Below are 22417 nucleotides of genomic sequence, written 5' to 3' on the forward strand. Positions count from 1 at the left end.
CGGGAATCGATTTGAGGGGTCTCGCTAAAAAACATTTGAGCCCCGCTCTGGCGGTAGCATACCCCCTTTTTTCGGTTTTCGAAAGGATTCGGCCCCCATTTCATCGCTGAAAAATAGATTTCCCGGCCGGAATAGACAGCGGAAACAGCGGGATGAATTCACACTGAGCGCATGAAAACAGCGGGTGTGTCATTTGTAACGATTCTGCTGGATCGCGGCCCGGTCTTCAGATCGAGCGGCGTTTATACTTGCTGAATGGGCGACGGTTAGCCACAATCGAAGGAGATAATTTCCCGCCTTGAACTACCAGCCGGAGACAATCCCATGCGAAAACTGGCCAATGTCTGCCTGATGATGATGTTACTGCTTCTCTTCAGCCCTGCCCTGTCGGCACAGGAAGCCCCGCCGCTCAAATTTGAAAAAGGGGTCACCGAAAAACATGTGATGATCCCCATGCGGGATGGCGTCAAACTGTCGGCTTATCTCTACTTCCCCAAAGGCAAAGGTCCCTGGCCGGTATTGATGGAACAGCGGTACGCCAGTCTGCGCGGCAAAGGCTCGCGGCTCGGATTTGCCGATATGGCGAGCCACGATTATGTCGTATGTGTGGTCAACTTCCGGGGCTCCCAGATCTCAGAGGGAACCTGGGTCGGCTATCGCGATCTGCAATGGGGCGAGAAACGGGACGGCTACGACGTCGTCGAATGGTTGGCCAAACAGCCCTGGTCGACCGGAAAGATTGGAACGTTTGGTAGTTCTCAGGGGGGCTATGCTCAGAACTATCTGGCCGTCACTCAGCCGCCGCATCTGGTCTGTCAATTCATGATTGATACAGGACTGAGTCTCTACCACGAAGGTTATTTCATCGGCGGGGCCGCGAAGCCGAACCGATTTAAGGGTATGGACCGTGTCTGTCGCGTGGCCGCTCATAACCGGGCGTTGATGAAAGAATGGTTTTCGCACCCCGATTACGATGAGTACTGGAAAGACGAAGACTGCACGCTGCATTTCGATAAAATGAACGTCCCCTGCTTTACCGTTGGTAGCTGGTACGACTACATGTGCGTCGGTTCGATTCAGAGTTATATCGGTCGCCAGCACAAAGGAGGCCCGAATTCACGCGGCCAGCAAAAACTCTATATCGGCCCCTGGCTGCATGGGCGCACCAACAAAGGCAACAAAGTCGCTGAGATGCTGTATCCCGAGAATGCAAGTTTTGATGTGGTCGCGGAGATGATCCGCTGGTTCGACCATTATCTGAAAGGCGTCGATAACGGCATCACAAAAGATCCCAACGTGCGGTACTATGTGATGGGTGCGGTGGGTGAACCCGGAGCGCCGGGAAACATCTGGCGTTCTGCAAATGACTGGCCAATCCCGGTCACAGAAACGCCTTACTACCTGCAGCCCGGTGGAAAATTATCGACCAGGAAACCATCTGCCGGTGATGCCTTTACCCAGTTAATCGCCGACCCGCTGAATCCAGCGAAGATTGAAGGCCGCGGCTTTCCCGGTGCCCGCGACGCCCGTGTGGTCGAAGAACAGGAAAACGTGCTGACATTCACGACGGATACGCTCACCGAAGCAGTCGAGTGGACCGGCAATGTAAAAGCGGAATTGCTGGTCTCTTCCTCAGCGAAAGATACCGATTTTATTGTGCGTGTGAGCGACGTTTACCCGGACGGCCGTTCGATTCTAATCATCGATATGATCCGCCGTGCCCGCTATCGGGATGGCTTTGAACAACAGAAACTAATGGAGCCGGGCCACGTTTACAAAGTGGGATTTAACATCGGCTGGTTGAGCCAGATCTTCAACAAAGGCCACAAAATCCGCGTGACGGTTGCTTCGACCGGCGCGCCCTTTTATGAGCCGAACCCGAATACGGGAGAGCCGATCACGATTGAATTTCCGGACAAAGTGGTTGTGGCGAAGAACAAAATTCATCACAGCCCCCAGCAGGCTTCGCGTATTCTCGCGCCGGTCAATCCCTAGACTGTGTCCAGTTTTACTGCAACGTCTCCAAGGCCATTTAGACCGAGTATATTAGAATGAGAGATGCTATGGTTAAATGGGATGCGCTCTAGTAGATTGTTACTTAATCCGAACTGGTCATTTCAAATGGGGAGGAACCGGGGCTAACGCCCTTCGGCTAATGGGGAACGCCGACTGGAAAATTACCGCAAACAAGATCCATTCAATTGAACTCGAAACGAGGAACATCATGACTCAGCATACAACAGATCGACGACAGTTTTTGGCAGGCAGCGTGGGAGCGGCCGTTGCACTCGGACTGGGGCAGACAGCGCACTCCGCTGCACCGAAACAGAAGCAGGAGTTTTATGAACTGCGCACGTATCGGATTGACAATGCTGCCAACCAGAAGCTCGTGAGCGATTTTCTGAAGAATGCTTTGTTGCCTGCATTGAAACGGCAGGGCATCGACGACGTTGGTGTCTTCAAGCTATCGGAAAGCAACCGCCAGGAGAAAGACAAAGATGATCAATCCTTGTATGTGTTGATTCCGTATCAGTCACTGGAACAGTTTTCCGCTGTGAATGATCTGCTGGAAAAAGATGCCGCCTACCATAAAGCGGGGGAAGCATTTTTCGCGCTGCCGAACAAGTCGGCCGCTTACAGTCGGATTGAAAGCCGGCTGATGAAAGCCTTCAGTGGCATGCCGGTCCTGGAAACGCCGGAGGGAAAAGGCCCGCATCTGTTTGAGTTGCGAACGTATGAGAGCAGCAATGCGAATCTGGCCCGTCTGAAAGTAGACATGTTCAATTCCGGCGAAATTGACATTATGAAGGAAGTCAAACTGGGACCGGTTTTCTTTGGCGAGATGCTGATTGGCGATGACGTTCCCAATTTGACCTACATGCTGTCCGGGCCGAATCGTGAAATTCACGACGAACATTGGCAAGGATTCATCAAACATCCCGAGTGGGACCGGATGAAGAAGATGGACAAATATAAGGGAACAGTTTCGAAGATCACAAAGTGGTATCTGGAGCCACTGCCTTATTCCGAAATACAGTAGTCCGCGCAGGTGAGTGAATGTGAGGCTGGCTCTCATAACCCAACTGACATATATAGTGATCCTGCCTGATTAATCGAACTTCCCGGAAAATCCGGACTTGCGGGGAACACCTGTCGATAAGCTGGGTAATTTCTCGTAAACTGTTCTATTTCAACAAGATATAAATCTTCAACAATTGCAGATCTGTGTGACTGCTGTTAAAGGTTGATGGTGAGCGCCTGTCGAATCTGTCCGGAAACGGGAAATATCCTGAAACGACGTTAGATTCTGGTGGGGGTTCCGTCTATTCTAGTGCATGTGAGTTAGACGAGTGTTGTTAAGCTGGCAAATGAAGCAAAGCCATTAACACTCTCCAATAGACTTAGATTTCCCTCTTCTAGCGTATTGGAATTTGCATGCCTGACAAGCAGGCCAAACGGTGGTCGGCAGAAATAGAGGCGGTATATTTGCGTGAAGGTCGAGAAATTTGGGCATTACTTTATGCTCAATGCTCAGACGCCGATCGTGCCTATGACGCGCTGCAGGAAGCGTTCGTACGTTTACAATCTCAAGAAGTCAAGTCAATACGAAATATCCGGGCCTGGGTTTTGACTGTTGCTCAAAACTGGCTGCGTGATTATGCCCGAAGGCAGAACCATGCAGCGAGGCCTGCAGATTTTTTGGATAATATTGTAGGTAAACCTTCAGATCCGTCAGAAGATCTGGAAAAAGAAGAGAGAAACAGCCGAATCCGGCAATCACTTCAACAACTTCGAGCCGAGGACCGCGAGGTTCTCGTACTTCGTTATGCACTAGGATGGTCATCAAAACGAATGTCAATTGCGTTGGATACTTCAACATCAGCGATTGACATGAGGCTTTCTCGCGCGAGAAAGCGGCTTTGTGAAGAGTTGGAAAAAGTGGGGATAGATCATGAAACCGTATGACACTTCAGGAATGCTCGAGAATGACGATGAGCTGGAGAGTGTTCTGCGCGAATATTTTCAACAGGAAATGCCTCTGGAACTGCAGGAGCTGCCCGAGGTCTCTGATGAAGAGTTTGAAAAACGATTCAAGCAAACAGCTCACTTGGGAAACGGCGTACCTGAAAAGTCTGGGAATCAACGTCGGGGCCAGTTCAAGCTGGGTTATCTGATCACTGCAGTTTGCGCTTGCGTGATTGTCGGTGTGATGGTGTTCACAAAATTTCAGCCGGTGCCCAATGTGCCTGTTGTGAGAAATGAAACGCCGACTCCCCCTGCATCGACTCAGCCATCAGAGCAAGCATCTGATTCTCAGAGATCGCATCCAATCGAATCAGATGCACTGGCGGTCGTTGATCACGGCAACTCTCCGATTGAGCTGACTTCGGAGGTCGATAAAACCATACAAGAATCAATTGATATCACACTCTATAACACTGAATCCGGCCCTGTCGAACAACGCACCGAACTTTCCTGGACGAATTTTACCGTTCAGAACCCTGAAACCGGTGCCAATGTGAAGATGTCGATGCCGGAATTAACGATCGACTTTGTTCCTGTCAATAAATCCAACCTTTCCTTGATTAAGGAAGAGTCGGACAGGAATGGTCAATAACGTTAATCCAGTGTGCAAATATAAAGAGACAAGTTAGCGGATAAGTAGGAACTCTAATACGGGCCACAAAAAAGAGACTTCCGACTCAGGAATTGCTTGAAATTTCTGTAGCAGGGGCGTTGTCTTTTTTGAAACATTTCCAAGGCAGAACAATGAAGAAGTATCCATGGTTCTTTTTCAGCGGTATCGTTTTTTCCCTGTTGGTCGCATCACAGTCATTTGCTGATGAGCTACCGATTCAGGCGCAAAAACCTGGCCAGGTTGAACCAAAACAAAAGGGGTCCGCGAAGCAACCCAAACCGATGCGCCCCGCTAATAATCCGAACGAGGGAGCCGTTAAGGGCAAGTTCCGGATCACCAGTCGTCCGACCGGAGAAACAGAACAGCGAAACTTTGTCGGCATTGTGACAGAACCGGTCCCCGCTGCGCTGGCTGCTCAGCTGAATTCAATGATGAAAGCCGGTCAGGGAGTTGGTGTAAAAATAGTACTTCCCAATTCCCCTGCTGAGCAGGCGGGAATCAAAATGTTTGATGTTCTGACCACCTTCAATGGCAAAGCTATTACCTCCTCTGATGTGTTACGTAAATTCGTGATGGAATCTGAGAAGGAAAGTCGGGTTAAATTTGGTGTCATCCGCGCTTCAAAGCACCAGGTAGTTGAGGTGACGCTCACCCAGAAGCTGTTTCGCTTTCACAAATTTTCAGTCAGTCCGGTTGGTCAAAAACCATCACAGAAAACAAATCAAACACAGCCTTCCAAGACAGAACCGGCGCAGGATGGCCCGATTGCCTCCCGGTCTACTGAGACAGGCCCACTGGGACGCAAGCTTCCTTTAGGCTTAAGCCAGATCTCAGCATCGGCCACCCACAACCTTGCCTTACTCTATGTTGGTAGTCTGAAGGAGGGGTATTCTGTGGAAGTCAGCTATCAGGATGATAATGACACGCTACAAACCCACCAATTTCAAGGGAATCTGAAAGAGATCAGTGATCAAATTGTTGACATGCCAGACCATGTGCAAATGATGATCAACGAGCGTTTGAAAGAGCTGAAAATGGCACTGCGGGGCAAGCCTACTTTTCGCTTCCAGATGAAAGGGCACATGCAGGGAAATGCACGCTTTGTGCGTGTGTTCCTGAGTCGGGGTACGAAAGATAAATCTGTACGAATGGTAGAACTCGATCACCATATTGGAAATCGCCCGGCTTTAAATGTGAATCAGATCATGGGAAACCAGATCTTCACCAAAGAACTCAAGCAGTTGAATCCCACGATTCAGCAACAGATCAGGGCGACACTGCAAAGAATTCGTATTCCGACCGCTCAGGTGCGTGTGGATAACCCGATTTAATCACGCGACAGGAAACGCAGACAACTATCAAAGCAGCTATTTCTCAAACGGAAATAGCTGCTTTTTGCATTTGAACAGAGTCCGTCACTGACCGATCTTACAGGAAACCGCGGCGTCTCTGGCTGCTGTAGCGTTGCAACGAGTCTTCAATGATTGGAAATGCAGCGGCAGCAGATTGAAACTCTTCCACTTCAACTGTCTTGCCTTCGAGCATTTTATAATCCTGGAAGAAGCGTCGCAGCATGGCCAGACGATGTGGCGGTAGTTCCGATGCTTCTGTAAAAGGATTATATTCCGGATCATTGACGGCAACGGCCAGAATTTTATGGTCCGGCTTACCGCTGTCGATCATGGTCATCACGCCGATGGCGCGGGCATCAAGAATCGTCAACGGATCAACGGGTTCCTGGCAGAGCACTAATACATCGAGCGGGTCATCGTCTTCTGCCAGAGTCTGGGGAATGAACCCATAGTTGGCAGGATAATGAACAGCAGAATAAAGCATGCGGTCCAGCCTGAGCAGACCCGTTGTTTTATCCAACTCATACTTCACTTTAGAAAAAGTGGGGATTTCAATTACGGCCGTGAAATCGCGAGGCAGATTCTGCCCCGGAGTCACATCATGCCAACAGTGAGTCACTGTTACTCTCCTGAATTTTCGCTGATAGATTAAAGAATCAGTTGATGTTGCGCTTGATCAACTAATTCACTTTGAATAATTCCACTCTAAAGTGAAGCGTCGCATTGGGAGGAATCACAGGGGGAGAGCCTTGGGCTCCATAGCCCAGTTCAGACGGGATAATCAATTCGATTTCGCCACCTTCGCCGATCAGCTGCAGCCCTTCGGTCCAGCCGGGGATCACCCCGCCCAGGGGAAACGAAATCGTTTGTCCCCGTTTATATGAGCTATCGAATTCCGATCCATCTTCCAGTGTACCCCGATAATGTACCGTCACTTCATCCTGGGGTCCCGGTTTGGTATCATTCCCCTCTCGAATCACTTTGTATTTTAGGCCGGAGGCGGTCGATAAATAACCTGGTGCGGTTTCGTCAGTCACGTTTACATCCATTTCTTCTGGTCTTGACTTAGCTGCCGGAGTACTCGAAATAGAGGACATCGACTCAGTCTGTTCTTGCTTTTGGAAATAGCCTTTACACCCAGCAAATATCAGACAGAAGCAGCTACATAAAACTAAAAAGTGAGATTTTTTCATAGACTCATTACCTTATCTTTCCGCAATCAATTATACTGCGGCCGTAGTTTTGGTAATGACCTGAAAGATACCATAACTAATCGGCCTCTGAGTTGCACCATCAGGATGTCTGCCTTTTCCGGACTTCGGAAAAAGAGTGCAACTCTGTTTTTCGTTCAGTGTTGAAAGAGAGCCTCCTGGGCTTACATGAGATCAGTCGCAGATTTTTATTGATCAAAAAGTGAGACCACTTTTCTGATTTGATTTATGAAATGAAGTTTTCCTGAAATGACAGACCAAATTCACATTCGTTCCACAAAACATGAGGATATCAGTCGTCTGGCTGAATTTATTGTCCCTTTCGTAGAGCAGGGGAAAATACTTCCTCGCACCTCGGAAGAACTGGATGAACTGGTCGAAACAGGGTTCGTGGCTGTAGAAGAGGATCTCGAAATTGTGGGATTTGCTTCATTAGAAATTTATTCACGGAAATTAGCGGAAATTCGCAGTCTGGTGGTCGCCGAGCATCGTCAGGGGATTGGGGTTGGTAAAAAACTGGTTTCGGCCTGTGTGGATCGTGCTCGTCAAAGGAACATTCTTGAAGTGATGGTGGTGACATCCTCTGATGTCTTCTTTCAAAGCTGTGGTTTTGATTTTACTTTGCCCGGAGAAAAAAAGGCGTTATTTATTCAACCTCATTTGAATGAGTAATCTTTCTCGTTTCTGACTCGGAATCAGTTTTTTACGATGGTCGCTTTGGTGATATAATCCAGTCGGGGAAAGTCCTGCTTCAGGTATTGATTTCCTTCCTGTTGGATTCTCTGTTGTGATGGGCCACGGCCGGATGGCGCGCCTTCACCATATCCGGAATAGAGTGCGTCGACGACCTTCATCCCTTTCTGAGAAATGGCACCGAAGGGAGCAAAACCAAGTCCATCCAGAAAACGATTGTCGCCGAAATTAATGAAGATCTGTGTTGTCCTCGAATTCGGAGCACCTGTTTTCGCAAACGAGACATAGCCTCTGAGATTTGATTTCGCCACCGGATCATCCTGAATCGTTTGATCGCGCCATTTCGCTTGTGTGGCAGGAGCCCCATTAATACCCACCTGGGCCATGAAGCCTTCAATCACACGAAAAAAAGCACAGTCATTGTAAAAACCAGAGTTCACCAGTTCATAAAACCGGTCGGCTCCATTCGGAGACCAGCTCCGTGTCACGTCGATATAAAACGTTCCTTTGGTCGTTTCCATTTTAACACGGTAGGTTTCCGGGGCGGCAGCATTTGCTTCTTGAGAAATCCCTGGCACTACTGTTGCGACGAGCATTAAGGAAAGAATGAGAATCGTTTTCATCGATAACACGGTGATACCCCTTGTTCAATTGATCTGGATCGAAAGCCTGTAGAGAAATAAAAGTCTAATTGATTTTCGGTTCTTATCACAAGAGGGATTCTGCAAGCTGGAATGCCCTGAGCCCCACTATAAACTGAGAAAGAAAAAAGCCGCCGCGAATCAGGGGGGGAGAATTCGCGACGGCCAGAGCCCGGGGCTGCTGACGATCAGCCCCTCTGCAGATCCCGCGATCTGCAATTTCCCGAGATCGTCTGATTTCTCAGACGATCTCGTTTTCTTTCCTTAGTATCCGAGGAGAGCTTCCTCTTCTTCTTCCTGAATGATAATTCTGGGGGTAACCATCATCATCAAACTTTCGGTTTCACGACCGACACCAGTATTCTTAAAGAGTCGACTGATGTACGGCAGTTTGTTCAAAATCGGAACACCGGCCATGCTACGTCCTTCGCGGAGTCGTTTGACACCACCCAGAAGCACAGTACCACCGTCGGGTACACTGACTGTGGTTGTCACAGTCACCTGTTCTACAACAGGCTGCTGAATCGTGGTTGTTCCCAAGCCACCACCCTGCTGCCCTTGTTGCCCCTGCTGGCCTTGCTGACCGGTCTGGCCGCCGGCTTGGCCACCTTGGCCGCCGACACCACCAATACCACCGACACCGGTTCCGACACCGTTACCAAAGTTTCCACCACCCTGCTGACCAAGCTGGCCACCTTGCTGGCCTTGCTGGCCTTGCTGACCACCTGTGGTGCCCCCCTGGAAGGAGAAGGTAAACACGTCGGTCACGTTGGTGAAGTTCGGATTGACGGAGAGTCGTACATAACGTCGGTCTGCAGAGATCACAGCTGACACAGTCAGTGAGACCCCTTCAGGGATATTCGCGATGACTGGTGTGAACCCGACAGCGAAGTTACCCACAGTAGGCACCAGACTGATCACGAAAGGTCGTGATACGTTACTGGTCACAAAGGCAACCTGTCCGTTGAAGAGCGTCACTTTCGGAGCAAACATCAGGTTTGATCGTTCATCTGCCTGAGCAGCATTGATGAAGAAGAAGGCTTCGATGTCACTCAGAATGGCCAGACCAACATTCACACCGGCGTTCGCATTGAAACTTCCGAATTCAGGAACACCGATTTCAAATGATCCCTGGCGGAACTGAACGTCGAGGTCCGGCGTAAACGATTCGGGCGAAGCCATCCCGACGACTGTACCACTTTTTGGCCAGTTATCGAAGTTGAGCAACGTTCTCGTAGGCGGATTACTAAAGGGAGCGACTCCCTGTCCGCCGGTCTGACCGGTCGTCGTCGTTTGTCCCTGCTGTCCTTGCTGACCACCCTGGTTGTTACCACCACCCTGGTTGGCACCACTCAGCAGGTCGACCTGACCAAAGGCGGGCACGGGGTTTCCATTACTGTCAACAGTAGGACCACCAACGGTATCTGCGACATTGAAGTCGAAGTCGACACCAATTCGTTCGAAGAATCGATCGGAGACAGTCACAAAGCGAACTTCAATCGTTACCTGCAGGTCCTGTAGTCTTCTCAACTGATCGAGCAGGTTAGCAATTTCGTCGTGCACTTTTTGTGTTTGGCGAATCACCAGACTCAATGTGGTTTCAAAAGGACGCACACTTCCGGCACCGCCGATTTCTTCCCAGGAATCGGGTTCCACGGTAGAGACAATCAGTTCGGTTAAGGAATCAAAGTCGATATTGGAACCACCACCGGCGACTTGTGCTGTCGCACCGCCACTGCTCCAGGGATTGGAACCGGGCACACCACCCATTACAGGATCTGCAACCTGGAAGTTTCCGGGAGCAGCCTGATTTCCACCAATTCCTGAACCATAGCTGACTGCACCAATCTGGCTGTAAGGGTTACTTGCCATACTGCCGCTGGCTGCAAAGTTAGGAATCGGTACCACCAGGTCAGCGACCGGGTAGGTTTCTGTGCTCAAGGTTCCCTGCTGCCGAATGCGGCTCGTGATTTTCAATACTTCGTTGTCAATCGTGTAGGAAAGATTCAGCGGTTCCAGAAGCAGGTTCAAGGCACTTCTGAGCTTGATTCCGTTGACGTTGATCGTCACAGGAGCATCAGTTGTCACGCCTTCCTCTTCCAGTCCCTGACCATCCAGGAAGATATTGATCCCGGTGAGTGTCTGAATTCTGTGCATCACGTTTGCCAGTGATTCACTTTCAAATTCAAGGTTCACTGGACGGTCCAGGCTTTCTTCAATCTGGATTTCTTTCTCTGTCTTCTGGCTATGGTTTTTAGCGTGATACTTTTCACGACGTTTTTTAAGATCTGACCATTCTTTGGCATCGTGACCGAATTTGATGTCAGGCGTATAGGCATCTGCCAGTGCTTCTTCGACATCGTTCAATTGATTCCAGACGTTCTGTTCTTTGCGATCACGCATCTCATTATTAGACCACTCGCGTGCAATAAATTTTGCTTTCCATTCCATTGTGACAGCGACCGGATTCTGCGGGTCGAGGTCTTTGGCCTGCTTGGCAACCACGCCAGCTTCCGCAAAGCGACGCTGATCAATCAGCTCATTAAACTTCTGAACCAGTTCGGCAAGTTCCTGTTCCACCCGAATTCTGGTTTTAATTTCCTGAGAGATATGTTCTTCCACTTCCTGGTTGCGTCTCTTCAATTCTTCCAGAGGAGCAACCTGTTTGCGGAAGGAATCAATGGATTCACGAGTCCGTTGCAGTGACCCGATGAGAGTCGCTGTCGATTTCTTATTCAGACTGGAACTTTCCACTTTGGACATGGTCTGATCGATAATTTCCAAAGCTTCGGTGGGAGCGTTCTCACGCATTCTTTCTGCTTTGAAGATCGCATTCAGCACATCAGATCGCAGGCGGCTGAACTCAATCGCCTGTTTCTGTTCTACCAGATCAATTGTGCTGGGTTCTTTAGAGTCTGCGACAGGGCCGTTCGACTCACTCTGATTTTTCACCAGGCGGATCTTATCAGCTCGTGAAGGTGCCAATTCTCGAACGGCATCCTGCAATTGCTGAGCACGATGATTATCCAGCTTTTCACCCGACTGATAGGCGGCTAAAAATGCCTGATAAGCGGCTCCACGATTACCTTCGGAAAGCCGTTGCATTCCGAGGTTATACAGTTCCAGAGCAGATGCACCAGGATGGATCACGGCGATCTCACTGGCATCGTTCTGTTTCATACGTGCGACTTGAGTGGGTTGTGTCCCCATTCGAGCTTCCAGATCACGCAGGATTGCCTGCGGGCTGTCTTCACCCGGCTTGAATTGTACGCCGACCTGCAATGCTTCCTCTGCATTCGCACGAGCAGCTTCATAGCGTCTGGCTTTCAGATCCGTTCGGGCTTGAGCAACCAGTTTTTGTGAGAATTGTTTCTTACGCTGATTTTCTGCAGCGTAAAGTTCTTCAGGTGAAAGCCCACCAGGTTGGCCTGCCATTTTACGAATGTCTGCCAGAACCTGTTCAGGACGATCTTCAAACAAAGTATAAGCGGTATCAACTTTTTGAGCGGCTTCCGCTTTTTGTCGTGCTTCTTCGATTCGATTGTTGGAAAGATCTTTTCGGGCAGAAGCCAGCAATTGCCGTGCATATTCTGCATTTGATTTTCCGTCAGTCGCTTTTGAAGTACCCGGGTTCAGTCTGGTTTCAGAGCTGGTTCCCACACGTTGAATGAAGGCCGTTGGCGATTCATTCGGGTTGGAAAAGCGAAGATCAAGTGTTTGAGCCAGTTTCTGAGCAGAGGAAGCGAGCATTAACGCTTCGTCTTTATTTCCCTGCTGTAAAGCCAGCTGAGCCTGTTCCATTAAACGATTGATCCGTGGACGAACAGCGTCTTGATTTTGCTGCAGCCCTTTGATCCCCGAAATGATGGCTGCTTCGTCGGAAATCCGATCGATGGCTGCCAGGACCAGTTCAGGCCGGTCATCGAACAGGTCATAAGAAACCTGCATTTGCTGAACCTGATTGACTTTCTGACGGGCATTGCTGAAATCACGTTTTTTGATATCCAGACGAGCCAGACGCAGTAACTCGGATGCCTGTGCTTTTGATGACCCCTGGGGAACAGCGACAGGCGCGGTCTGAGCACGGCTGGAGCCAGTCGCTGCCAGAGAACCACCCGACTGAGCACGCTTAATTTCGTCAAGAATCAATTCCGGACGATCATCAAACAATCGGTAAGCCACATCCATTTGACTTGCTTGCAGTGCCAGTTCACGAGCAGAATCATAATTTCCTGACTGTAATTCGGCACGTGCCTGCTTCAACAGTTTAGCAGACAGATCATTATCTGAAGAGGGAGCACCTGATTGTGCGATGGGCATAGAAGAAGTTGATTTACCAGCAAAGATCTTAGCGCCGGTTTTTCGTTCGATTTCAGCCAGAATATGCTGCGGACGTTCTTCGAACAGTTTGTAAGCAACATCATAATCCTGTGCCTGAATGGCCAGGGTTCGGGCATCATCATAGTTGCCGGCACTCAATGCTTGACGTGCCTGCTTCAATAAAACAGAAGCCTGTTCTTTTTCCGTCAGTCTTTTCGTCTGACTTCCATCAAATGGATTGGCACCTGGATTTGAAAATGGATTATTTTCAGGAGATCCTTCTACGTGGGCAACCTGCATCACATTCGATTGACGATTAGAAAAACCACCGGCTTGCTGAATCGGAGAAGACTGATTATTTCGTTGCTCTGCGCGAGCGATAGCAGCCAGGACCTGTTCTGGTCGTACATCGAACGGACCATATTCCAGTCTCATCGATGCTACCTGCCCTGCTTTCTGGCGAGCCTTTGCCAGTTCATTGAGCTTAATATCCTCACGGGCAGATTGAAGTAACTGACGAGCCAGTTGCTTCTGCTCTTCGAGAGACTTTCCTGCACCACTTGATAAGTTGACTGGATTAGAGTCAGCCGCGGGTGACTGTGCTCTGACAATCCGTTTGTCCCGAGGTGCTGCAGCTCGCGTTCGAGCACGACCAAGATAGTCGTTCATTTTGCGAAACTCTGCAGATGACAAACGACCTGGAGAGACAGAAGCTTTTTCAAGCACTTCTACCGCTTCAGCGAATTGTCCTCTCTCGTAATATTGAGTCCCCAGACTCAGATAGTAACGAGCCGAGCGTTGTTGACGCCCCGCAATCGACTGGCCATCCTTCTCGACATCAGCAGCGACCTTCCTGGTCGTGTTGCCAAGATTGGCCAGCCACATTGACGCTGCGATCAGCGTCGTACAGGCTAGTACTCCAAATGCCTTGCCCAATGTAGGTCCCTCCTTCAAGCCAGAACACCAACTTTGATTATGTTTATTTTGAGGAGTCATCATGACTTCCAACTCGCTATCTAAAAGTGGGTAGGATTTTAGTCCGAAATCCGGATTTAGTGCCATACGAGTTTCGTATGAGAAATCAGGATTCTAGAAAACGATATGCAATTGAATGTTTGCCGTAAGGCAAAAGTAACAGACGATTGTCAGTGATATGAATTGTTGATTTGATTTTTTGAGAGTTGAGAGAAGTGTGTGGGGTTAATAATCGATTTCTGCTTTTCAGGTCAATATGACTTTGACAATATTTTCAAAAAAGTTTGTACGGTTTTCAAAATAATATTTCAGGCTGTAATTTCCGAATGAAATCTTAATCTGACCTTCATCTGGATACGTTATTGGACTGCAGAATTTGTAGATTTTACTTCTTCTTCATCCAGATCGAATATCGTTTCAATCACAGCTTTCGCGTGTAGTTCTTCTAAAATTTCTTTGGTGGCTTTCATACGAGCTTCACTAATCATGGATTGCTCGAGTTTGCCCTGTACGTCGGCAAACGGAATATGTCCGGCCTCTTTACGATCGTTCACTTTTATGATTTGAAATGAGTTTGCTGTTTCATAGACCTGGCTGGTTTGTCCGATGGGAAGCTCAAACAGGGCTTTTTCGATTTCGGGTTCTGCCAGGCTACCTCGCCGTGTCCAGCCCCATTGACCATTTCTTTCAGCCCGGGTGCCATCGGAATATTTCTTGGCCAGTTCGCCGAAATCTTCTCCAGCCTGAAGTTTATGAATGACTTCGTCCAACACTCCCACCGCCTTCTCCTTACCTCCCTGCTTCGCATAGGTGATACGGATTCGCTGCCAGCGAACTTTGGATGGTACTTCGTAGTCTTTGATATTCGCTTTATAACGTGCTAAGACTTCTTCACGGCTATAGTCGTTGGTTGCTTTCGCTTTCACAGCCATAAACTGAATGGCAGACTGCTGTTTGATAAACAGTTCTCGTTCACTATAAAGCGAGCGCCCCTGTTGATTGAGCTTTTCTTCCAGTTCCTGCGGAGAATTGACGCCCAGCCCTTTTTGCAGTTCAGGAATGCGTTCTTCTTCAAACGCGGTTTCCAAAACTTCCTGCAACTGGTCCAGTTGTTCTTTCTTCAGTGTGCTCTTCATCTCATGAATCAACAGTTGGCGTTCAATGTGTCCCTTAAGGTCACGTTTCACCAGAGCACGTCGTAATTTCTTATACTCTTCAGGCGGCATTCGCTGCTCTGCCTGTTTGAGTTGAAAATCATAGATACCAATCACATCTGAGACAAACAGAGGTGCCCCATTCACCATGGCAACTACAGTACTGTCGGAGAGAAAGTCGTCTGCTTCCTCATCAGTGCTGTTGCTAGAGGTGGTCGAAGCCGTAATGACCGGTGTCTCGAACGGATTCTCTGAATCCTCGAAATCCCCTTCCAGAACACTCTTCCTGTCATTCGCCCGACTGGCAATTTCAGCATGTTTCAGCTTTTGTTGCTTCAGAGCAGATTCCAGGCGCGGCGGGGGCGGTCCCAGCACAGGGTTATCTACTTTGGGAGTAGTTTCACAACCCATCATGCCAAGCGAAACAAGGGACAAAAAATATACTTGCGCGTAGCGCATCAAGATGCATCCTGCAGTTGATGAACGAATTTACGATTTGGGAATTTGAGAGACAATCTAGGGGCGATACTGTAATCAGTCAGTATTACAAGGGAATTGTAAGGAAGGGAAAGTTGACCGACACACTATCAATACCATCCATCAAGACAGAAAACGAATTAAAAACCAACTCATTTTCACCCCTTCAGGATGATGGTGCGAGATTATAGGCCGGATCAAAACTTTGTTGCAATACCGATTTGAGCTCTAACATGATCGCATCTGTATTTACGGCAGAAACCGGCAAAGGAATATACGCCGATTTATGATCGACAATGCGAACCGGAATCCGATTCTGATTACTTTTCGCCAGAGCCAGGATGTGATTTTTGTCCCGATAGCCTAAAACAGCGAAGTTTTCTTCCAGGCGAATACTATCCACCTGCCACTGCTGCGCCAGGATTTGTAATTCTTTCAAAATCAATAATTGTCTCGCAGGATGCGGAATATTCCCGAAGCGATCCTCGAACTCTGCCTCCAGATCCGTCAATTCGTCGAGAGAATGAATGGCGGATAACCGCCGATACATTTCAATTTTGATGCGGCCGGGCGGAATATAATCCGAAGGCAGATAGGCGGTACAAGGGAGATCAATGGCGACATGATGGTGTTCCCGCAATGGCTCGTTTTTCAGTTTTTTGCAGGCATTTTCCAGCAGCTGGCAATACAGTTCATACCCGACCGCGGAAATATGACCACTCTGCTCGGTCCCCAGAATATTTCCGGCTCCTCGAATTTCCAGGTCGCGCATCGCGATTTTAAACCCGGCCCCCAGCTCGCTGTATTCCTCAATCGCCTTGAGCCGTTTCGCAGCCACCGGTGTCAGAATCTGTCCGTCGCGTAACAGTAGATAACAATAGGCCCGATGATGTGACCTTCCCACACGTCCGCGGAGTTGGTGCAAATCCGAAAGCCCATGATTGCCGGCATCGTGAATGAACATGGTATTGGCATTCGGAATATCCAGGCCGCTCTCAATGATGGTTGTGCAGACAAAGATATCAACTCTGCCGGAGACGAAGTCGTACATGGCCGCTTCGAGTTCGGATTCTTTCATCTGCCCATGCCCAATCCCGATCGTGGCTTCAGGAACAATCTGCTGAATCCGGTCTGCATACTTCTGTAAATCGTGGACACGGTTATGCACAAAATAAACCTGCCCGTTTCGATTCAATTCGCGCACCATCGCATGCCGGATCAGTTCGGGATCGAAGCGGGAGATGCGTGTTTCGATCGGCACACGATCACGGGGCGCTGTGGTCAAGTTGGAAATATCACGTATCCCCAGCAACGACATATGTAACGTTCGCGGCACCGGAGTCGCACTCAGGGTGAGCACATCAATCTGCAGTCTGAGGGACTTCAGCATCTCTTTTGCTTCCACTCCAAACCGCTGTTCTTCATCGATAATCAGCAGACCTAAATCTTTAAATTTGATATCCTTCTGAATTAATCGATGCGTGCCGATCACCAGATCGACACTACCAGAGGCCATGCCTTCCAGTGTCTTTCGCTGTTCCTTTTTTGTTTTGAAACGCGAGAGACCTTCAATGGTGATTGGATAATCGGCCATCCGCTCGCTGAAGGTCCGCGTGTGCTGCTCGGCAAGAACCGTTGTCGGGACCAGTACGGCAACCTGCTTTCCTGAATCGATGGCTTTAAAAGCAGCTCGAATCGCAACCTCGGTTTTTCCGTAACCCACATCACCGCAGATCAAACGATCCATCGGTTGAGGTCGCTCCATGTCATGTCGAATATCATTGATAGCATGCAGTTGATCGGCGGTTTCTGTGTACGGAAACGAGGCTTCAAACTCTTTTTGCCAGTGACTGTCGGGAGGATACGCGATACCTGGTTGTGCCGAACGCATCGCCTGCATCCGCAGCATATCGCTGGCCATGTCCCTGACGGCTTGTGCTGCTTTTTCCTTCTTGTTTGCCCAGCTTTTACTTCCCAACTTGGACAGTTGAGGAATATGTTTTCCGCCCCCGATATATTTTTGCACCAGATGCACCAGAGAGACCGGCACATACATTTGCACTTTATCGCGAAATTCCAACGAGAGATGTTCTTCGCGACAGCCATCTTTCTCGAGGAGATCCAAACCTTTGAAACGGGCGATACCATGCGAGAGATGCACGACAAAGTCACCCACATTCAAATCAAGAAAATTGTCGATGGCCCGGCTTTCGACTTTGCGTTTGCGCGGCTTATGCCGGATGTCTGCACGCCCAAAGAGCTCATGATCGCTCAATACCACCAGATGTTCGGGTACAATCCGAAAGCCCAATGCCAGATTGCCGATACAGGTTGTGACGCGGCTACCAATTTCCAGTTCAGACTCGGCTAATATTTCCTGCAGCCGATCCTCTTCTCCCTGATTGTGACAACAGACAACAACGCGATCATGAGGGCCGGTGATCGAAGCCAACTCTTCGATCATTTCCGACTTCGCGCGCGTGAAACGCTCGATCGATTCAATTTGCAAATGGCAAGAAATCTCGGTCGATTCTGCAGAAATGGGGGCGATCGTCACAGACGGAAAATCGGTGCAGCGGGACATGGTCGCGGGCACGCTGAATAATCCGCGTGGATTTTCGAGTCGGTCCAGATAACGTTTGCCTTCGTCAATCAGTTCCGGGAGTTCTACCAGTACAATGCAGGTGTTCTCCGGTAAATTGTCCAACAGACTCTCGGAAGCGGTCTCATCCAGATCCTTGGCCAGTGTCGGGCGTTGTGAATGTTCCTGAGCAGCAGAGACGGGAGAAATCAGCGTCAGATCGACCTGTTCGCAGGTTTCGACGGTTCTCTGTGTTTCCACATCAAACTGCCTGATGGATTCGACCTCGTCCCCAAAAAATTCAATCCGCAGGGGGAGTGTGGCATCAGGAGAAAAAATGTCCAGAATGCCGCCATGCATACTGAATTCACCCGGAAGCTCAATCGCCGTTGTACGTTCGAAACCACGTTCGATGAGCCAACTCATAAAGGGGTCGGTGTCTATTTCATCTCCCACCCTGATGGTGCGAGTGGCTTCGCGGCGCTGTTGACGACTGGGGACAGGTTGCAGTAAAGCAGGAAACGAAGTCACAATCACCGGCGGGATACTATCCGCATTCTGGTCGAGTTGTACCAGCTGGTTCAGTACCCGCAGGCGACCACCAAAAACCGAGTCTGACACATCGTGTTCATCAGGCAGCGTTTCCCAGGCAGGAAATATTTCGGGAATTCTTCCCAGAAAACTGGCGAGATCGCCGCTGAATTCGTCGATTTCTCCCAATCGGGGAAGGACGACCAATGTGGGGAATTTGAGCGATTCTGCGATCGCTGCCGCTGTCAGCGCGCACGATCCCCCCCAGGCTCCGTCAATTGTCCCGCTCTGGCCTGTCTGGAGAGCCGCAACCACAGCTGCGAATCCTTCGCTTCGACTTAAAACGGGAACCAGATCCTGCATCGACTGAATCTGACTGTCGATTGGTTTGGTCATGTTCAAAATAATTTTAGCAAGCAGTGTGAAATTGTCACGTGCTCACCTCAAAAAACGTGATCGGGACTCGGTTTTCAGGACCATCCGGCGTGACTTCAAGGCAGCTCAAAGCTAGGATAGAAGAACCAAAATTCACCGATCAAAAGGCAAAATGTAAGGCCGATTTCGCAAGAGCCGCGGATTGACTTGCCTGATTTTAGTATATTGAAGGATACACCGTGTCAGATAGTTTCGATGTCAATGTCGCTCTGGGGCCGCGCAGTTATCATATTTCAGTTGTGAGCGACCAGTTCGATCAGTTCGCTGAAACGCTGGAAACCTGGATGAATCAGAATCCTGCGTTTCGGAATTCCGTAGCAGAAGGTAACAAAACCGCATTCATCATTACCGACCGGAACCTGGCAGCGCTGCATACTCCCCAAATCGAAAAAAGCCTGAAAGCAAAAGGTTGGAAATGGGAAACGGCAATCATCGAAGCGGGTGAAAAATCGAAATCTCTCGCTGTCATTTCCAGTCTGTATGACCGACTGGTAGAGATGAAGGCCGACCGTCAGACAGTCTTAATCGCCGTCGGCGGCGGTGTGACGGGAGATGCCGCAGGCTTCGTTGCTGCCACCTATGTCCGCGGGTTACCATTCGTACAAGTTCCAACCTCATTGCTGGCACACGTCGATAGTTCCGTTGGTGGGAAAGTCGGCGTCAATCATCCACAAGCGAAAAATCTGATCGGTGCCTTCTATCAACCGCTGGGTGTGTTCATTGATACCTCGACGCTCGAAACACTTCCCGAACGAGATTATCGCAGCGGACTGGCAGAAATTGTCAAATATGGCGTGATCCTGGATTCCAAGTTCTTTCAATACCTGGAGCAGAATATTGAAGGACTGAATCAACGATCGCCCGAAGTACTGAGGACCGTCATTGCCCGGAGCTGCGAGTTGAAGGCGGAAGTGGTCGAACAGGACGAGCACGAGCGGACCGGCTTACGGGCCATTTTAAATTATGGTCATACGTTTGCACATGCCTTTGAAGCGCTCTGCGGCTACGGAGAGTTAATGCACGGCGAAGCGGTCTCCATTGGGATGATCTACGCCAGTGTTCTCGCAGAAAAACTCAATTTGATCAAACATCAGGATACGGAACGCCAGATTCAACTTCTAGAGGCACTGGGACTGCCGGTTTCACTCCCTGCAGGGACCTGTTTAGATAACGATGAAATCATCGACCGCATGAAACTGGATAAGAAAACCGTTGGTGGAAAATTACGGTTTGTGCTTCCGACCTGTATTGGACGTGTGGAAGTCTTCAAAGACATTTCAGAGTCACTCGTGAGAGAAGTACTCGAGGAATTAGCACAAACCAAACCCAGCACTGACGACTTTCAAATCTAAGTCCCGATACCATACAGGAAAAGGCCGGTCTTGACAGCAGGTCATTCACCTCAAATATCAAATCGTCAGCACTGTATTAATACCTACTTACATACAGAATTCCCTTAGTTCTCAGGCCCTTTCATTCCACCAATCGGCACAGATCACAGAATCGATATAAAAACTCCCCTCCAATTTGCCTTGTTGATGATCAGTGTTGGTTTCTCTTAAAAATAGAACCTAACCTTAATTCCAGGCCTGCTGATTTAATTCTCTGAGTAAGAGTCTGCGCTATCAGTTCGATGTCTGTGCTTCAGACTAGACCATTTTGACGCGTAAATCACAGGAAAAAGGTATTGAGCTATGACAAGTTTAGAAACAACTTCTACTACGGGGCAATGGCGTTTAATTAACCGAGAACAGGTTCTGGACATGGCGGTGGGAGATGTGGAATTTCTCGCTGAAATGATCGAACTATTCTTCAGCTATATCCCGCAGCAAATGAATGATATTCAGCAGGCTGTTGAAAAGAATGATTCTCAAGAATTGGCAGAAGCAGCACACGCCTGTAAGGGAACTGTCGGAAACTATACCAAGCTGGAACCCTATCTCCTGCTCCAGTCATTGGAAAATGATGGGAAATCAGAACAACTGGATGAATCTCGGATCAAATACAGTTCACTTGAAAAAGAAATCACACAACTCATTGTTGAATTAAAAACATTGATGGCTCAAGAGTGTAGCGATGTTTGATCATCATCAACGCATGTAGGTTTAACCCAAAGGCAATCAAAATGAAAATCTTAGTTGTAGATGATGTTGGTTACACATGTCATTTTCATTCACGTCTTGTAGAAAAATTTGGCTATACGGCAGTCTCAGCCACATCCGGCTACGAGGCATTGAATTTTCTGAAAACAGATAATGATATCAGTATCGTGGTCACAGATCTGATGATGCGCGGCATGGATGGAGTGGATCTCTTCCAGGAAGCACAGAATCTGGAACGGTTTACTGATGAAGGACAACTCGACCCTCCTCAGTTTATCCTGATGACCGCGTTACGCATGGAAAAAAACTCGAACGATAAAGATGTCCAACGTCTTAAACTGGCGAAAGAGTTAGGCGTGGCGAAAATCATGTTCAAACCTCTTGACCAGGATGAACTCGAAGCCACCTTAAAAGACATGGCGATGGGAGCCCCCAGTACTGCTTCCAGCGGGAAATCATTGGATCTGTTTACACCAACTCAAAAATTAAAAGACGCCGTCAAAGAAATCATCGATTCCGGAAATGGGGGCGCTGCAGAACAGTTTATTGAATGCTTAAATGAAGAAGTAACCAGCCTGCAAGAATTTCTTGAAAAACTGGAAACCGTTGAAAATTAAACGTTTACAAAACACAACATCGCTCGAACAAATGCAAATACTTTGATTCGTCTCCAGGAGGGATTTGACTGGTTTTAAACAAGACCTATAGTTCCATTATTAGAGATCTATACAAACTTAGACCTTAACAAGAAACCAAACCATTTTTGTTGAATATCGTATTCAACCTGACAACATTTAAGTGGATGCGGCGAATGAGCCTAATTAACTTGGAACAATATTCAGAGAAGCAGAACCGTGCAATTTCGCGCGTTCTGGATACGTTGGATCGTCTCGATAAACGAATGAGCATCCATTACTCGAATAAACGTGCGCACGAACGAAAAGACTTCCGCGGGATTGTCTGGATTTCTGTTCCAGACCAGGAATATGCCGAGGAAGGAGGAGTCAATACGATCAAAGTCTGGTCTCGCTCCATTTCACAATCCGGCCTGTCGTTCATTTATCCCTCACCCATTTACCAGAAGACCATTCACGTGGGCGTTCCCGTGCAGGGAGATCAAGTTACCTGGTTCCGATCAGAAGTTGTCCGTCAGAAGGAAATTGAAGAAGAACAATTCTGGGAGTATGGGGTCCGGTTCCTGGGAAAAGTGGTCACTTAAGATCCTTCCATTTTCCTTACCTTCAGTTGATTTCAGACGAAACACACACGTATGATTGACTGCTTCTTTTAAGAGACATTCAACTCT

Annotated in this window: 16 protein-coding genes; 10 read left to right on the forward strand and 6 right to left on the reverse strand. The window is 48.7% G+C overall.

Features of this window, described 5'->3' with window-relative positions; genetic code table 11:
• Positions 1-324 precede the first annotated feature (324 nt).
• The 5 genes from Pan241w_RS22825 (at position 325) to Pan241w_RS22845 (ending at position 5970) form a co-directional block, all read left to right on the forward strand.
• Entirely contained in the window at positions 325-1995 is a 1671-nt protein-coding gene (locus Pan241w_RS22825) for a CocE/NonD family hydrolase (RefSeq protein WP_232107243.1), read from the forward strand.
• Positions 1996-2224: 229 nt separating this feature from the next.
• Positions 2225-3040 carry an NIPSNAP family protein gene (locus Pan241w_RS22830; protein ID WP_198000090.1) on the forward strand — a complete coding sequence of 272 codons (816 nt, stop codon included), beginning with the start codon at positions 2225-2227 and terminating at the stop codon, positions 3038-3040.
• 395 nt (positions 3041-3435) lie between these two features.
• On the forward strand, positions 3436-3966 hold the full coding sequence (locus Pan241w_RS22835; protein WP_145220292.1) for an RNA polymerase sigma factor: 531 nt from the start codon (positions 3436-3438) through the stop codon (positions 3964-3966).
• Positions 3953-4618 carry a hypothetical protein gene (locus Pan241w_RS22840; RefSeq protein WP_145220294.1) on the forward strand — a complete coding sequence of 222 codons (666 nt, stop codon included), beginning with the start codon at positions 3953-3955 and terminating at the stop codon, positions 4616-4618. The genes Pan241w_RS22835 and Pan241w_RS22840 overlap by 14 nt, the downstream gene beginning before the upstream one ends.
• Positions 4619-4770: 152 nt before the next feature.
• Entirely contained in the window at positions 4771-5970 is a 1200-nt protein-coding gene (locus Pan241w_RS22845; RefSeq protein WP_145220296.1) for a PDZ domain-containing protein, read from the forward strand.
• A 97-nt stretch (positions 5971-6067) separates the two neighbouring features.
• Here the strand turns inward: Pan241w_RS22845 and Pan241w_RS22850 are convergent, their stop codons facing one another.
• Both Pan241w_RS22850 and Pan241w_RS22855 read right to left on the reverse strand, forming a co-directional pair.
• Positions 6068-6610 (reverse strand): inorganic diphosphatase, encoded by a 543-nt coding sequence (locus Pan241w_RS22850; RefSeq protein ID WP_145220298.1) that lies wholly within the window; start codon positions 6608-6610, stop codon positions 6068-6070.
• Between the two features lie 61 nt (positions 6611-6671).
• Complete coding sequence (locus tag Pan241w_RS22855) at positions 6672-7028, reverse strand: FKBP-type peptidyl-prolyl cis-trans isomerase (protein ID WP_232107244.1); 357 nt, start codon at positions 7026-7028, stop codon at positions 6672-6674.
• Positions 7029-7451: 423 nt separating this feature from the next.
• Here Pan241w_RS22855 and Pan241w_RS22860 point away from each other — a divergent pair, with 423 nt between their 5' ends.
• Positions 7452-7874: a GNAT family N-acetyltransferase gene (locus Pan241w_RS22860; RefSeq protein WP_145220302.1), complete on the forward strand. Its 423-nt coding sequence runs from the start codon at positions 7452-7454 to the stop codon at positions 7872-7874.
• 23 nt (positions 7875-7897) lie between these two features.
• Here the strand turns inward: Pan241w_RS22860 and Pan241w_RS22865 are convergent, their stop codons facing one another.
• The 4 genes from Pan241w_RS22865 to mfd all read right to left on the reverse strand — a co-directional run bounded on the left by Pan241w_RS22865 (position 7898) and on the right by mfd (position 18970).
• Positions 7898-8518 carry a peptidylprolyl isomerase gene (locus tag Pan241w_RS22865; protein ID WP_145223480.1) on the reverse strand — a complete coding sequence of 207 codons (621 nt, stop codon included), beginning with the start codon at positions 8516-8518 and terminating at the stop codon, positions 7898-7900.
• A gap of 282 nt (positions 8519-8800) precedes the next feature.
• A complete protein-coding gene (locus Pan241w_RS22870) occupies positions 8801-13792 on the reverse strand; it encodes a hypothetical protein (protein ID WP_145220304.1) in 4992 nt (1663 codons plus the stop codon).
• A 398-nt stretch (positions 13793-14190) separates the two neighbouring features.
• Positions 14191-15444, reverse strand: coding sequence for a peptidylprolyl isomerase (locus tag Pan241w_RS22875; RefSeq protein WP_145220306.1), 1254 nt, complete (start codon positions 15442-15444; stop codon positions 14191-14193).
• A gap of 184 nt (positions 15445-15628) precedes the next feature.
• The gene (gene mfd / locus Pan241w_RS22880; protein ID WP_145220308.1) at positions 15629-18970 is read right to left on the reverse strand and encodes a transcription-repair coupling factor; all 3342 of its coding nucleotides are present in this window, start codon (positions 18968-18970) and stop codon (positions 15629-15631) included.
• A 218-nt stretch (positions 18971-19188) separates the two neighbouring features.
• On the opposite strand from mfd, the gene aroB reads away from it, so the two are divergent.
• The 4 genes from aroB (at position 19189) to Pan241w_RS22900 (ending at position 22330) form a co-directional block, all read left to right on the forward strand.
• The gene (aroB, locus tag Pan241w_RS22885) at positions 19189-20361 is read left to right on the forward strand and encodes a 3-dehydroquinate synthase (protein ID WP_145220310.1); all 1173 of its coding nucleotides are present in this window, start codon (positions 19189-19191) and stop codon (positions 20359-20361) included.
• A gap of 342 nt (positions 20362-20703) precedes the next feature.
• Positions 20704-21093 (forward strand): Hpt domain-containing protein, encoded by a 390-nt coding sequence (locus Pan241w_RS22890; protein WP_145220312.1) that lies wholly within the window; start codon positions 20704-20706, stop codon positions 21091-21093.
• A gap of 41 nt (positions 21094-21134) precedes the next feature.
• On the forward strand, positions 21135-21728 hold the full coding sequence (locus Pan241w_RS22895; RefSeq protein WP_145220314.1) for a response regulator: 594 nt from the start codon (positions 21135-21137) through the stop codon (positions 21726-21728).
• A 194-nt stretch (positions 21729-21922) separates the two neighbouring features.
• A complete protein-coding gene (locus tag Pan241w_RS22900; RefSeq protein WP_198000092.1) occupies positions 21923-22330 on the forward strand; it encodes a PilZ domain-containing protein in 408 nt (135 codons plus the stop codon).
• The last annotated feature ends 87 nt before the right edge of the window (positions 22331-22417 follow it).

The organism is Gimesia alba (genome assembly GCF_007744675.1).
Lineage (GTDB): Bacteria > Planctomycetota > Planctomycetia > Planctomycetales > Planctomycetaceae > Gimesia > Gimesia alba.